Annotated in this window: 12 protein-coding genes; 7 read left to right on the top strand and 5 right to left on the bottom strand. The window is 68.6% G+C overall.

Features of this window, described 5'->3' with window-relative positions; translation table 11 throughout:
• From ACQI5H_RS17275 to trmB, 3 genes are all read right to left on the bottom strand, one after another.
• Nucleotides 1-2399: MMPL family transporter (locus ACQI5H_RS17275; protein WP_427080546.1), on the bottom strand; the 2399-nt coding region annotated here is incomplete at its 3' end.
• Nucleotides 2400-2448: 49 nt separating this feature from the next.
• Nucleotides 2449-3159 (bottom strand): NYN domain-containing protein, encoded by a 711-nt coding sequence (locus ACQI5H_RS17270; RefSeq protein WP_427080545.1) that lies wholly within the window; start codon nucleotides 3157-3159, stop codon nucleotides 2449-2451.
• A gap of 11 nt (nucleotides 3160-3170) precedes the next feature.
• A complete protein-coding gene (trmB, locus tag ACQI5H_RS17265; protein WP_427080556.1) occupies nucleotides 3171-3989 on the bottom strand; it encodes a tRNA (guanosine(46)-N7)-methyltransferase TrmB in 819 nt (272 codons plus the stop codon).
• A gap of 149 nt (nucleotides 3990-4138) precedes the next feature.
• Between trmB and ACQI5H_RS17260 the strand changes: the two genes are divergently transcribed.
• The 3 genes from ACQI5H_RS17260 (at nucleotide 4139) to ACQI5H_RS17250 (ending at nucleotide 8832) form a co-directional block, all read left to right on the top strand.
• The gene (locus ACQI5H_RS17260) at nucleotides 4139-5266 is read left to right on the top strand and encodes a hypothetical protein (RefSeq protein ID WP_427080555.1); all 1128 of its coding nucleotides are present in this window, start codon (nucleotides 4139-4141) and stop codon (nucleotides 5264-5266) included.
• On the top strand, nucleotides 5260-6831 hold the full coding sequence (locus ACQI5H_RS17255; protein WP_427080544.1) for a hypothetical protein: 1572 nt from the start codon (nucleotides 5260-5262) through the stop codon (nucleotides 6829-6831). Before ACQI5H_RS17260 ends, ACQI5H_RS17255 begins: the two co-directional genes overlap by 7 nt.
• A gap of 171 nt (nucleotides 6832-7002) precedes the next feature.
• Complete coding sequence (locus ACQI5H_RS17250) at nucleotides 7003-8832, top strand: phosphoenolpyruvate carboxykinase (GTP) (RefSeq protein ID WP_427080543.1); 1830 nt, start codon at nucleotides 7003-7005, stop codon at nucleotides 8830-8832.
• Between the two features lie 10 nt (nucleotides 8833-8842).
• Here the strand turns inward: ACQI5H_RS17250 and soxR are convergent, their stop codons facing one another.
• Nucleotides 8843-9310, bottom strand: coding sequence for a redox-sensitive transcriptional activator SoxR (soxR, locus tag ACQI5H_RS17245; RefSeq protein ID WP_427080542.1), 468 nt, complete (start codon nucleotides 9308-9310; stop codon nucleotides 8843-8845).
• A gap of 57 nt (nucleotides 9311-9367) precedes the next feature.
• Between soxR and ACQI5H_RS17240 the strand changes: the two genes are divergently transcribed.
• From ACQI5H_RS17240 to ACQI5H_RS17225, 4 genes are read left to right on the top strand one after another with little or no spacing between them, the layout of a single operon-like run.
• Complete coding sequence (locus ACQI5H_RS17240; RefSeq protein ID WP_427080541.1) at nucleotides 9368-10084, top strand: SDR family NAD(P)-dependent oxidoreductase; 717 nt, start codon at nucleotides 9368-9370, stop codon at nucleotides 10082-10084.
• A complete protein-coding gene (locus ACQI5H_RS17235; protein ID WP_427080540.1) occupies nucleotides 10081-11148 on the top strand; it encodes an S-adenosylmethionine:tRNA ribosyltransferase-isomerase in 1068 nt (355 codons plus the stop codon). The genes ACQI5H_RS17240 and ACQI5H_RS17235 overlap by 4 nt, the downstream gene beginning before the upstream one ends.
• Nucleotides 11149-11182: 34 nt before the next feature.
• On the top strand, nucleotides 11183-12700 hold the full coding sequence (gene fadD4, locus ACQI5H_RS17230; protein WP_427080539.1) for a fatty-acid--CoA ligase FadD4: 1518 nt from the start codon (nucleotides 11183-11185) through the stop codon (nucleotides 12698-12700).
• On the top strand, nucleotides 12697-13668 hold the full coding sequence (locus ACQI5H_RS17225) for an enoyl-CoA hydratase/isomerase family protein (protein WP_427080538.1): 972 nt from the start codon (nucleotides 12697-12699) through the stop codon (nucleotides 13666-13668). Before fadD4 ends, ACQI5H_RS17225 begins: the two co-directional genes overlap by 4 nt.
• Before the next feature lie 4 nt (nucleotides 13669-13672).
• Here ACQI5H_RS17225 and ACQI5H_RS17220 read toward each other — a convergent pair whose 3' ends face one another.
• Entirely contained in the window at nucleotides 13673-14119 is a 447-nt protein-coding gene (locus ACQI5H_RS17220) for a CD225/dispanin family protein (RefSeq protein ID WP_076123710.1), read from the bottom strand.
• Nucleotides 14120-14198 lie beyond the last annotated feature (79 nt).

The following is a 14198-nucleotide window of genomic DNA, read 5'->3' as shown; positions in this document are numbered from 1 at the left end:
GGATGAGTGGGGTCGTGGGGGTGCCGCGCCGGGGCCGCGACCAGGCTGGCCGCGGCGACCGGGGGCCGCCCAGATCGCCCTTCGACGGTGGGCCGCTTGCGCTCGTCGGGCAGGTCGATCTCGCCCAGTCCGATGCGGTTCTGCAACTGCCGGGCCCAGCGCGGAGCCCACCAGCAGTCGTCGCCGAGCAGCTTCATCACCGACGGCACCAGGAACATACGGACCACCGTCGCGTCCAGCAGCAGCGCCGCCGCCAAGCCGAACGCCAGGTACTTCATCATCACCAGGTCGGAGAACATGAACGAGCCGGCGACCACGGCGAGTACCAGCGCGGCGGCCGTGATCAATCGTCCGGTGGTCGCGGTGCCGATCCGGATCGCCTCCGCGGTCGACATGCCGCGTTCCCGTGCCTCGACCATTCGGGACACCAGGAACACCTCGTAGTCGGTGGCCAGGCCGAACCCGACCGCGACGACCAGCGCGATCAGCACCACCATCAGCGGCGTCGGCGTGAAGTTCAGCAACGTCGAGAAGTGCCCGTCGACGAAGATCCAGGTCAGGATGCCCAGCGTGGACCCGAGCGTCAGCGCGCTCATCACCACCGCCTTGATCGGCAACACCACCGACCCGAAGGCCAGGAACATCAACAACGTTGTGGCGCCGAGCAATAGGACGAGCATCAGCGGAGCCTTGCTGAACAGGCTGTGAATGCTGTCCTGCTCCAGCGCCGGCGTGCCGCCGACCAGCAGGGTGAGGCCCTTCGGCGGCGATATCGCCCGCAGTTCGCTGATCTTCTTGGCGGCGTCATTGCGATTGGACAGGCCGTTCTGGATCACGCGCACCGAGCCGTCCTTGGGCTGCGCCGCGCCGTTCGGGCCGCTGACGCAGGGGTTGCCGGCGATCGTGGGGCACGGCCGCTCCTGCCAGGTTTTGTCGGTGAACCCGGTAATCGAGGAAATCCTGTTGCGGATGTCGGCGACCTGCTGGTCGGTGACCTTGCTGCCGTTGTCGCTCTTGATCACCATCGTCAGTTGTTCGGTCCGGTATCCGGGAAAGAGCTTGTCGAAGTGCTCCTGCGCCAGGCGGACGGAATTGTTGGGCGGCAGGTACTTCTCGCTCATGCCCCCGAACGAGAGGTTGCCGAGCGGAATGACCAGCAGGATCATGCCGACGGCGATCGGGATGGCGAACGCCAGCGGCCGCTTCATCACGAAGTTGACGAGCTTGCCCCAGAACCCGGCCTCGACCTCTTCGCGGGTCTTGGTCTTCTGCAGCCGGTCGGCGAGCCAGTTGAGGTAGGCGCGCGAATACTTCCAATTGCGCAGGAACGGCACCCGGAAGGCGGTCCGCACGCCCAGGGCGTCGACGTGCCGGCCGAGGATGCCGAGGCAGGCGGGGAGCAAGGTGATCGAGAGCACCGCCGCAAGCCCCACGGCGGCGAAGATCGCGTAGACCAGCGAATGCACGAAGCCCTGCGGCAACACCAGCAGGCTGGCGCTCGAGGCGATGATCAGCGCCGCGGAGAACGTCACGGTGCGACCGGCCGTCATGACCGTGCGCCGCACGGCGGCGTCGGTGTCGTAGCCCTCGGCGATCTCCTCCCGGAACCGGCTCACCACGAAAAGCCCGTAGTCGATGGCGATACCGAAACCGATCAGCGAGATCACCGGCTGGGCGAAGAAGTGCACCGGGCCGAACATTGCGGCGAAGCGCAGGATCCCAAGCGCGCCCGCGATGCTCAGCCCTCCCACCATGACCGGCAGGCCGGCGGCGACCGCGCCGCCGAACACCAGGAACAGCACCACCGTCACTATCGGTAGCCCGATATATTCCAGTGCCTCCTGGTCGGTGGCGATGGTGCCGGTCAGGGCGTTGGCTATCGGCTCCAGGCCGGCGAGCTGAACCGTGCCGCCGTCGAGCTTCTGCAGGTCGGGCGCAATGGCCTTGTAGTTGTTGAGGATGCTGTCGTCGTCGTCGCCCTTCAGCGGGATGGAAACGAACGTGTGCTTCCTATCCTCGGTGGCCATCCCCTTGATCAGGGAGCTCGGGCTGTCGGGCGCCGCCAGCCAGCCGGCCCAACCGACGACCTGATCGGGATGGTCGTTCTTGAACTTGTTGAGCTCGCCGACGATTCTGTCCCGCCATGCCGGGTCGTCGACCGATCCGCCGTTGGGGGCGGTGAAAGTGGCCACCACGTGGCTGGTGCGGTCGCGGCCGTAGGTCTTGTCGCCGAGTACCGACGCCTTCACCGATTGGCTGCCCTCGTCGTAGAAGCCGCTCTGTGTGACATGCTTGCCCAGGCTCATCCCGAACAGGCCGCCGAGAAGGCAAAGAGCCACCGTGACTCCGATGACGATGTACCGATAGCGGTACACGGTTCGACCCCACCAGGCGAACACGTAAGCTCCTTACTGGATCTCTACGGACCCGCGCATTGGTTTCCCAGTCTCACACACGCGTGGTCAATAGGGCGGACAGCGGCCGGAAGGGCTGCAGCCACGCTCCATGGTCAGGCAGCGAATCTAGGCCGATCCGCGGCAATGGCTCCCGGAAAACACCCGCAATGTCTTCCAGGTCGACGAAGTCCAAGGTATCCGACGCTAACGCCCAACTCGCGTGTTCACGAAATCCGATCACCTGGACGCCAACTCCGCTGCGTGCGATTTCTTCTAGCGGTTGACGGAACGCCTGGCCGTCGGCCGAAGCCACCACCAGCGCCGCGAGGCCTTCCTGGCGCCGCTGGTCGATGTGCGCGAGCATGTCGCGGTCGACGTCGCTGTCCTCGTCGATCTTCGGCTTGGCAAAGACCGCGAATCCCACGTTACGCAGCGCGTCCACCCACGGTCGAACGACGTCGGCGCTGCCCGGGGCGATGTTGGTGAAGACGGTGGCCTCCGGTTCGACCACGACGCCGGGGCGGCCGGCGCTGACCTCCGCGGTGCGGGCCAGCAGCCAGCGACCGAGCGCATCGAAGCGTGGACGCTCGAGGGCGGTCGGGCGCCGGCCCAGGATGGACCCGAGGCCCATGTCGAGGTTGGGGGCGTCCCACACCAGCAGGACGCGCCTGGCCGGTGCTTCGAAACTGCCCAGGCCACCGGACAGGACCGCCGGTGATTCGAGCGGTTCGGGTACTGCTGCGGTCTGTTCGGTCAGGCTCATGCTCATCGCCTCTATCGTCGAAGCCAGATCAACTCGGTCACGGCGCTACCCGCATCTCGAGCTTTCGTCTCGTATTTGGTGGTGGGCCGGGCGATCGACACCGGCAGTCGGCTGCCGGGCTCGACACGGCACAGCCGGGGTTCGGCGTCACCGGCCTGGGCGATCTGCTCGGCATACCCGGGGTGGTCCGTCGCGGCGTGCAGGACACCACCAGGGAGTAGCCGGTCAGCGATCAGGCCAATCGTGCTCGGTTGCAAGAACCGGCGTTTGTGGTGGCGTGCCTTGGGCCACGGATCGGGAAAGAAGACGCGGACCCCGCTCAGCGACGCCGGCGCAATTAGATAGTGAAGGACATCGACCGCGTTGCCCCGGATCAACCGGATGTTGCCGACCCGGTCGCGGTCGATCGCGGACAGCAGCTGCGCCAGCCCCCGGCGGTAGACCTCCACCGCGATCACGTCGACGCCGGGCTCGTCCTTGGCCATCGCCAGCGTGGATGTGCCGCTGCCACAGCCGATTTCGAGCACCACCGGCGCCTCGCGGCCAAACCACGCGCCGGTGTCCAGCGGTTCGATCCGCCGGGGTACCTCCGAGATGCCCAGCTGCGGCCACAGCCGTTCCCAGGTCTCGCGCTGGGCGTCGGACAGGGCGGAGCGCCGGGAACGAAAACTCGACGCCGGAAGGTAGCCGTGCTGCGGATTGTCCGAATCGCGCGGCTCCGCTGCTGGGGTCACGTCCTGGCCAACCTCTAGTCCGGTCCTCGCCTCCACCGGTGTGTCGGGACGTGTCCCCACCCCGGCGTGCGCATGCATTTGTCCATGGTGGCCCATGAACGCCCGATGTAGCCGCCCCTGGTCCAGATTGATACCCAACAGTTGCCTTTGGCTGGTAACACCAAGGTGGCTCGCATCTCGGTGACGCAGGTGCCACCATTCGGTGGGACCCGATCCGCCGACGGGCAAAATGGGCTGGCCGACGGATCGGCCAACCCGATCGACCGGGAGAGGAACAGGAGCACCAGATTTTCGTCGACGAGCTGACGCGATTCGCCGCCGAGCACGCTGACGCGCGCGTGACGGCGATCGCCGAACGAGCCGCCGCGCCGCTGCGCGTCGCCGTCCGCGGGCGTCGGGGTGTGGGGCGCGGCACGGTCGCGCGCGCCCTGGACCGCGCCGGGCGTGCGTCGGGGATCGCGCTTGCCCCGCCGGAATGCGCCGGCGACCGCCCCCCCAATTCACAAGTCGACGTCGTCGTCTACGTCACCGCCGAGGTGATCAAGCCGGAGGACGCCGACGCGATCGGCGCCGCCGAGCGCCCGGTGCTGGCGGTGCTGAACAAAGCCGATCTGACCGGCTCGCTGTCGGGCCGCGGCGACGATCCGATCGCGGCCGCGCGCGCTCGCTGCGCGAAACTCGCGGCGCTCGCCGGCGTCGCGGTCGAGCCGATGATCGGCCTGCTCGCCGTCGCCGCGCTGGACGACCTGGACGCCACGCTGTGGGCCGCGCTGCGGGAGCTTGCCGCGCATCCGGGCGGCGCCGCATCCCTCAACGGGTCCTTCGACGGATTCCTGGCGGCCGACAACCCGGTGCCCGTCGACACCCGGCGGAACCTGCTGCACACTCTGGATCTGTTCGGCACGGCGCTGGGGATCGCCGCGGTCCGCCAGGGCCGGACGCCGGCGCAGGTGCGCGCCCTGCTGCGCCGCACCAGCCGCCTCGACGCCGTCCTGACCAAGCTGTCGGCCCTCGGCGCCGAGGCGCGCTACCGCCGGGTGCTCGACGCCGTCGCGGAGTTGGAGGCCCTGGCCGTCTCCCACAACAACATTGGCGAGCGAATCGGCCGATTCCTTCGCCGCGACGACACGGTGATCGCCCGGATGGCCGCCGCGGTCGACCTGGCCGAGGCGGCCGGGCTGCGGGTCGGACCCGTATCCGCGGACGCCGATCCGGCCGCGCACCTGCCGCGGGCGGCCCGCTGGCAGCGATACAGCCGCGGACCGGTCAGCGATCTGCACCGCGCCTGCGGGGCGGACATCGCCAGGGGATCGCTGCGGCTGTGGTCGCAGACCTGCGCCTGGATTCCCGATGCCGCCGGGGGGCCATGGTGAGCGGCGAGGATCGCGACTACCCGGCCGCCCGGGTGGACGCGCTGGTGGCGGCGATCGGCCCGCGGCTGGACGCTCCCGCCGTCAACCGGCTCGACGTGGTGCTGGTGACCGGCCCGTGGATGTCCGGGGTGACCGGCGTGGTCGCGGCGCTGCGGGAACGGCTGCCGCAGCACAAGTTCGTCGAGTCGACGGATCTGGGACCCGGCGATGCACCGGTCGCGGTGGTGTTCGTGGTGTCGGCGGCCGCGCCGTTGACCGAATCCGACTGTGTGCTGCTGGACGGCGCCGCCGAGCACACCGACGCGGTGATCGGCGTGGTGTCCAAGATCGACGTGCACCTCAATTGGCGCGACACGCTGAAGGCCAACCACGAGACGTTGGCCGCGCACGCACCGCGGTATGGCCAGGTGCCGTGGGTCGGCGCGGCCGCGGCCCCCGACCTCGGTGAGCCGGCCGTCGACGAGCTGGTGGACACCGTCTCGGCGCAACTCGCCGATTCCGATATCGCCCGGCGAAACAGGTTGCGGGCCTGGGAATCTCGGCTTCAGACACTGCGGCAGCGTGTCGAACGCGACGCCGAGGGCGCCGGTCGGCGGGTGCGGGTCGAGGCGTTGCGCGAAGAGCGCGGCGCGGCCCTGCAGCAGCGGCGCCAGGCGAAATCCGAGCGGACCATCACGCTGCGCGGCCAGATCCAGCAGGCGCGGGTCGAGTTGTCCTACTTCGCGCGCAACCGCTGCTCGACGCTGCGCGGCGAACTGCAGGAGGGCGTCGGCGGTCTGTCCCGGCGCAAGATTCCCGAGTTCGAGGCGCACACCCGCGAGCGGTTGGACGCGGTAGTCACCGAGGTGAGCGAGCACACCACCACACACCTGGCCGGCATCGCGACCGAGATGGGGGTGCCGGTCGCCTTGCCGGCCGTCGAGAAGCTGCCGGCGGTCGACGTCGGTCCCCCGCACGTGAAATCGCGGCGGCAGGAAACCTGGCTGATGATGCTGTTGGGTGCCGGGTTCGGGCTGGGTGTCGCGCTGACGCTGAGCCGGCTGGTCGCCGGTTTGGCCCACGGCCTGAACCCCCTGATCCAGATCGCCGGGGCCGCGGCATGCGTGGCGATCGGCCTGGCCGTCACGTTCCTGGTGGTCAACCTCCGCGGCCTGCTGCATGACCGCGCTTTGCTGGACCGTTGGGCGGGCGACGCGACGTCCTCGCTGCGATCGGCGGTCGAGGAGTTTGTCGCCACCCGGGTGCTGGTCGCCGAGTCGGTGCTGAGCACGGCGCTCCTCGCCCGCGAGGAGGCGGAGAACGCGCGGGTGTCCGAGCAGGTCAGCGCCATCGACAGCGAACTGCGCGAGCACGCCATCGCGGCGGCGCGGGCTGCGGCGGTGCGCGATCGGGAGATGCCGACGATCGCTTCGGCGCTCGAGGCTGTCCGTGCAGAGCTGGGAGAACCGGGTATACCCCTCTCCGAGAAGGAACCCGAGAACGAGCCGGAGACCGTGGCCGGACCCGCGGGCGAGGACGGAAACGATGAGCCGGCGTCGACGGGCACGGGCGACGACGTTTCGTAACGGCCGGTTTCTGAATCGTTGTTGTGAGGAGGCTTATACCCGCCCGAACCATCCCCAGCAAGGTGATCACGATAACCTGTAGTTAACGCATCACCATGTCAACAGTTGTGTGGGCGAACGCATACGCACGACGAACGCCAGGAACGCAGACGAAGAATTCAGGAGAGTTCGATGACCTCAGCGACCATTCCGGGTCTGGACAACCCGCCCACCGAGCATCAGGGGCTGCTTTCGTGGGTGGAGGAGGTCGCCGAGCTCACCCAGCCGGACCGGGTGGTGTTCGCTGACGGCTCCGACGAAGAGTGGCAGCGGCTGACCGAGCAGCTCGTCGAGGCGGGCACCTTCAAGCGCCTGAACCCCGAGAAGTACCCCAATTCCTTCCTGGCGCTGTCCGATCCGTCCGACGTCGCGCGGGTGGAGTCGCGGACCTACATCTGCTCGGAGCGAGAGGCCGACGCGGGGCCCACCAACAACTGGATGGACCCGGCGGAGATGCGCTCCACCCTCAACGACCTGTACCGCGGCTGCATGCGCGGCCGCACCATGTATGTGGTGCCGTTCTGCATGGGCCCGCTCGGGGCCGACGACCCCAAGCTGGGCGTGGAGATCACCGACTCCGAGTACGTCGTCGTCTCGATGAAGGTGATGACCCGGATGGGCAAGGCCGCCCTGGAGAAGATGGGCAACGACCGCTTCTTCGTCAAGGCGCTGCACTCCGTCGGGGCGCCGCTGGAGCCGGGCCAAAAGGACGTGCCGTGGCCGTGCAACGACACCAAATACATCACCCACTTCCCGGAGACCCGCGAGATCATGAGCTACGGCTCCGGCTACGGCGGCAACGCCCTGCTCGGCAAGAAGTGCTACTCGCTTCGCATCGCGTCGGCGATGGCCCACGACGAGGGCTGGCTCGCCGAGCACATGCTGATCCTCAAGCTGATCTCCCCGGAGAACAAGGCCTACTACTTCGCCGCGGCGTTCCCGTCGGCCTGCGGAAAGACCAACCTCGCCATGCTGCAGCCGACCATCCCCGGCTGGCGCGCCGAAACGCTCGGTGACGATATCGCCTGGCTGCGATTCGGCAAGGACGGCCGGTTGTACGCGGTCAACCCCGAGTTCGGTTTCTTCGGGGTCGCACCGGGCACCAACTGGAAGTCCAACCCCAACGCCATGCGCACCATCGCCGCGGGCAACACCGTCTTCACCAACGTCGCGCTGACCGACGACGACGAGGTGTGGTGGGAAGGTCTGGAGGGCGAGCCGGATCACCTGATCGACTGGAAGGGTCAGGACTGGATCATTCGCGAGACGGAAACCAAAGCGGCCCACCCGAATTCGCGTTACTGCACGCCGATGTCGCAGTGTCCGATCCTGGCGCCGGAGTGGGACGACCCCCAGGGTGTGCCCATCTCGGGCATCCTGTTCGGCGCCCGCCGCAAGACTACGGTGCCCCTGGTGACCCAGGCCCGCGACTGGCAGCACGGCGTGTTCATGGGAGCCACCATGGGCAGCGAGCAGACCGCCGCCGCCGAGGGCAAGGTCGGCACCGTGCGCCGCGACCCGATGGCCATGCTGCCGTTCCTGGGCTACCACGTCGGTGACTACTTCCAGCACTGGCTGGATCTCGGCAAGAACTCCGACGAGTCCAAGCTGCCGAAGGTGTTCTTCGTCAACTGGTTCCGCCGCGGCGAGGGTGGCAAGTTCCTGTGGCCGGGCTTCGGGGAGAACAGCCGCGTGCTGAAGTGGATCGTCGACCGCATCGAGCACCAGGCCGGCGGCCAGGACACCCCGATCGGGATCGTCCCCACCGCGGAGGACCTCGACTTGGACGGCCTCGACGTCACCGGCGAGGACGTGGGTCGGGCTTTGATCGTCGACGCCGACGAGTGGCGCAAGGAATTGCCGCTGATCGAGGAGTGGTTCGAGTTCGTCGGCGACAAGCTGCCCACCGGCGTCAAGGACGAGTTCGAGGCGCTCAAGCAGCGGCTGTCCGAATCGTCGTAGAACCCCGGCGCTAGCCGCCAATTACCTGCCGTCGCAAAGACTTCGGCAGGTAGACCGCGCCCGGTCCGGCGCCCGCCGCGGTGTCGCCGGGATTGGAGATGGCGCAGCGCTTCAGCGACAGACAGCCGCAGCCGATGCACGAGTCCAGGTTGTCGCGAAGCGCCATCAGACCCGCGATTTGATCGTCGAGACGCGCGCGCCATGTTTTCGACAGCCCCGCCCAGTCGGCCCGCGTCGGGGTGCGGGCGTCCGGAAGTTTCGCCAGCGCGTCGGCGACCTCGTCCAGGCTTAGCCCGACGTTTCGGGCGGCCCGGATGAAGGCGAGGCGCCGCAACATGTGTCGCTCGAACCGGCGCTGACCGCCGGAGGTCCGCGACGCCGTGATCAGGCCCTGGCTTTCGTAGAACCGGATCGCCGACGCGGCGAAGCCACTTCGCGTCGCGATCTCGCTGACGGTGAACAAATCTCGTTTATCCATACGACCTACCCACTCGGACTTGACTTAAAGTTTACTTTAACTATCAGTATGGGGCGTATGACTCATTCCGACACCCATCCCGTCGCAATCGTCACCGGCGCCTCGCGCGGATTCGGCAAGGCGCTGACCGCCGCCCTGCTCGACCGCGGCTGGACCGTCGTGGGCGATGCCCGCCGCGACACCGACCTGGAAACCACTGCAGCAGAGCTGAATTCGGCACGACTGATCGCGCTACCCGGAGACGTCACGCAAGCGTCCCACCGTGACGCGTTGGTCGCCGCGGCGGTCGACGCCGGGCCGCTTCGGCTGCTGGTCAACAACGCGAGCCGGCTGGGTCCCAGCCCCCAACCGCTGCTCGCCGACTATCCGGCGTCCGAGTTGTCGGCCGTGTACCAGACGAACCTGTTCGCCCCGCTTGCGCTGATCCAGGCCGCGCTGCCGGCCCTCACCCAGAACGGCGGGCTGATCGTCAACCTGACCTCCGACGCCGCCGTCGAACCGTATCCCGGCTGGGGCGGCTACGGCTCCTCAAAGGCCGCCCTCGATCAGCTGTCGGCCGTGCTGGCCGCCGAGGTCCCGGCCGTGCCGGTGTACGCCTTCGACCCCGGGGACATGCGCACCGAGATGCACCAGGCCGCGTTCCCGGGCGAGGACATCTCCGATCGCGCCGAGCCGGAATCCGTCGTGCCCGCGGTGCTGCGGCTCCTCGACACCCGGCCGACCTCAGGTCGGTATCGGGCCGCGGACCTGGCGCTCTCCGGAGCGCGGCCATGACTCTCCCGGCTACCCCGCCTGTCCCGACGCCGCACACGCACTTCCACCGGCGCCCGGGCTCCGATGCCACCGAGCCACCCGAGGCGCGCGGCCTGGCCCGGGACGCCGTCAAGCTGCTGGTCGCGCGGCCCGGCGGAGTCGACCACGCGCACTTCCGCGACCTGGGGGCGTACCTGCGGCCCGGGGATCTGCTGGTGGTCAACGATTCCGCCACCATGCCGGCCGCGGTCGACGGCCGCCGCGCCGGTCAGCCGATCACGGTGCACTTCTCCACCGTCCGCGCCGAAAAAGTGTGGGTCGTGGAGCTGCGGCCCGCGGTGAACGCGACCGGACACCTCACCGACGTCGGGCCCGGCGAACGCATCGACCTGCCCGGCGGCGCCGCGCTCGTCGTCGAGTCCTCCTACCCGCAGCCCGGCATCGGCGGCGCACGCCTATGGACCGCCCGGGTGATCATCGAGGGCAACGTCGGGGCATACCTCGGCCGGCACGGCCGCCCGATCCGCTACGCCTACGTGACGCGGCAGTGGCCGCTGCGCTACTACCAAACCGTGTTCGCCCGGCACCCCGGCAGCGCCGAAATGCCCAGCGCCGCGCGGCCGTTCAGCACCGAACTGGTGACAGCGCTGGTGGCGGCCGGGGTCACGATCGCCCCGATCACGTTGCACACCGGGGTGTCCTCGGCGGAGGCGGGCGAGCCGCCCACTCCCGAGCTTTTCCAGGTGCCACCCGCGACCGCGCGGTTGGTGAACTCCACACGCGCGGCCGGCGGCAGGGTGATCGCGGCCGGAACCACCGTGACCCGCGCTCTGGAATCGGCCGCCGACCGCGGCCGCACGGTGCGGCCGGTGGTGGGCTGGACGGACCTGGTGCTCGGCCCGTCCCGCCCGAGCCGCGTGGTCGACGGCTTGATCACCGGATGGCACGACGCGGGCGCCTCCCACCTGCTGCTGCTGGAGGCCGTCGCCGGCCCAGAGCTGGTGGCCGGCGCCTACCGCGAGGCCGTCGAACACGGCTATTTGTGGCATGAATTCGGCGACAGCGCCCTGCTGCTGCCCACTTGACACCTGTCAACACGCGCGGCGGTACAGTCCTCGCATGCAGATTCGCCCCCACCTCGGCGCCGACAAACCCGCCGTGATCCTGCACCCGTCGGGCACGGTCGTCACCTTCGACGACCTGGAAGCCCGCGCCAACCGGCTGGCTCACCGGTTCCGCGAGGCCGGCCTGCGCGAGGGCGACACCGTCGCGATCCTGATGGAGAACAACGAACACATCCATGCGGTCATGTGGGCGGCGCGGCGCAGCGGCCTGTACTACGTGCCGATCAATACGCACCTGACCCCGGCCGAGGCGGCCTACATCATCGACAACAGCAGCGCCCGGGCGATCGTCGGGTCGGGCGCACTGCGTGAAACCTGCGAGGGCCTGGGGCAGCATCTGCCCGGCGGGCTACCGGGCCTGCTGATGATGGCCGACGGCGATCTCGACGGGTGGGAGCGCTACCCGGAATGCGTTGCGGGCCAACCCGCCACACCGATCGACGACGAACTCGAGGGCGACCTGCTGCAGTACTCCTCGGGCACCACCGGGCGGCCCAAGGGGATCAAGCGCGAGCTGCCGCACGTCCCGCCCGCGGAGGCCGCGGGCATGATGGCTGCGCTGGTGGAATTCTGGATGACTCCCGAGTCGATCTATCTCAGCCCGGCGCCGCTGTATCACACGGCGCCGTCGGTGTGGTCGATGACCGCGCAGGCCGGCGGTATCACGACCGTGGTTCTGGAGAAGTTCGACCCCGAGGGCACGCTGGACGCCATCCAGCGCTACCGGGTGACCCACGGCCAGTTCGTGCCGGCCATGTTCACCCGAATGCTCAAACTGCCTCAGGCGGTTCGTGATTCGTACGACCTGTCCAGCCTGCAGCGGGTGATGCACGCCGCGGCGCCGTGTCCGGTGGAGATCAAGAAGCAGATGATCGACTGGTGGGGGCCGATCGTCGACGAGTACTACGCGTCCTCGGAGGCGATCGGGTCGACGTTGATCAGCGCCGAGGAGTGGCTGGCCCATCCCGGTTCGGTCGGCAGGCCGATGAACTGCCAGATCCACATCCTCGGCGAGGACGGAACCGAGCTGCCCCCGGGCCAGCCCGGCGAGATCTACTTCGAGGGCGGCTTCTCCTTCGAATACCTCAACGATCCGACGAAAACCGCTGCCTCACACGACAAGCACGGCTGGGCCACCGTCGGCGACGTCGGCTACCTCGACGACGAGGGCTACTTGTTCCTGACCGACAGACGCCACCACATGATCATCTCCGGCGGGGTGAACATCTATCCGCAGGAGGCCGAGAACCTTCTGGTCACCCATTCGAAGGTGCTCGACGCGGCGGTGTTCGGCATTCCCGACGACGAGATGGGCCAACGCGTCGTGGCGGCGGTGCAGACCGTCGACCCGGCCCACGCCACCGACGAATTCGCCGCCGAACTGCTCGGCTGGCTGCGAGACCGCCTGGCGCACTACAAATGCCCGCGATCCATCGCGTTCGAGACGCAGCTGCCGCGCACCGACACCGGAAAGCTCTACAAGAACGGGCTGATCGAGAAGTATTCGGTGTGACTCTCCGGGTGGTCGACCTGTCGGGCGCGCAGGATGCCGGCGTCGACACGCCGTCGGGGGTGACCATCGCCGTCGGCTCGGCAGCTGACATCGCGAAGTCCGAAACCTGGCTCGACGCAGCGACTTTCACCCTGACCGAGGACCCCTGCACCGATCGCCGGGTGGTCACCGTCGAGTCGGTGGCCCAGACGCTCGCCGAGCTGACGCGGCGCTGCCAGCGCTGGGCGCATGCCAGCAGCGTGTGCGACGACGTGCTGCGCGCGGTCAACCCCGGCGGCCCGACGCTGGCCGCGGTCGTGACCGAGTCGCTGGCGTACTCCACGCTGCAGGCCGGCCCGGAGTTCGCGCGCTGGCTCGACGAGCGCGGCCCCGCCCGCATGCCCGAGATCCCCGATCCGGTGCAGGCGCGCCGTGACGGCGACACCCTGCGCATCGCGTTCAACCGGCCGCAACGCCACAACGCGTTTTCCACCGACGCGCGCGCGGCGCTGCTGGAGGCGCTGACGGTGGCGCAACTCGACCCGTCGGTCACCGGAATCGTGTTGAGCGGCAACGGCCCATCGTTTTGCAGCGGCGGAGACCTCGCCGAGTTCGGCACCTTCGCCGACCCGGCCAGTGCGCACCTGGCCCGCACCCGGCACAGCCCCGCCCTGGCGCTCGACGCGCTGACCGCCCGGCTCGGCCGGTCCTGCCGCGCCGAGGTTCACGGCCGGGTGATGGGCAGCGGACTGGAGATGGCGGCGTTCTGCGGATGGATTGAGGCGCGCGACGATTCGGTCTTCGGACTACCCGAATTGACCCTGGGCCTGATCCCCGGCGCCGGCGGCACCGTCAGCGTTACGCGGCGCATCGGCCGCTGGCGCACGGCGTATCTCGTGCTGTCGGGACGAACACTCGGCGCCGATACCGCGCTGGAGTGGGGACTGGCGGACGCCATTTACGTTGGCGCCCAAGGCTTCTCCCAGTAGAAGCTCAGTAGCCCGAAAACGTCGTCGTGGTGGTCGACGGCAGGTTGGAAATGGCGAAGGCGAAGATGAAGAAGTACACGATCGCGGACATGAGCCCGATGACCCCGCCCGCGATCGCGGCGATGATCGCCCACTTCTTGGCGTTCTCGGAAGCGGATTGGGCCTCGGCATACCGTCCCTGCGTCCACAGCCCAGAGACCTTGGTGGAGTAGACGATCGACACGATGCCCAGCGGAAGGCAGCACAGGACCGTGGTCAGGATCGCCCAGACGAGGTAGTTGTCCGGCTCTCGCTGGGCCGGCCAGCCCGGCTGCTGGCCCGGCCAACCCGGTTGCTGGCCTTGCCAGCCGGGTTGCTGGCCTTGCCATTCCGGCGGTTGGCCCTGCCAACCGGGTTGCTGCTGGCCCTGCCATTCTGGGGAACCTTCGTACGGCCCTGGGGGATAACTCATGACGACTCCCTTTCCGTGTGGTTCCCTCCCGTCCAGGCTTTGCTGGCACGCGAAGTCAGGCAAATATACAGCACACATC

The organism is Mycobacterium heidelbergense (genome assembly GCF_050205645.1).
GTDB classification, from domain to species: Bacteria; Actinomycetota; Actinomycetes; order Mycobacteriales; family Mycobacteriaceae; genus Mycobacterium; species Mycobacterium heidelbergense_A.
Note: the sequence above shows the minus strand (reverse complement) of the source record. Positions and strands in the feature narration are given on the sequence as shown.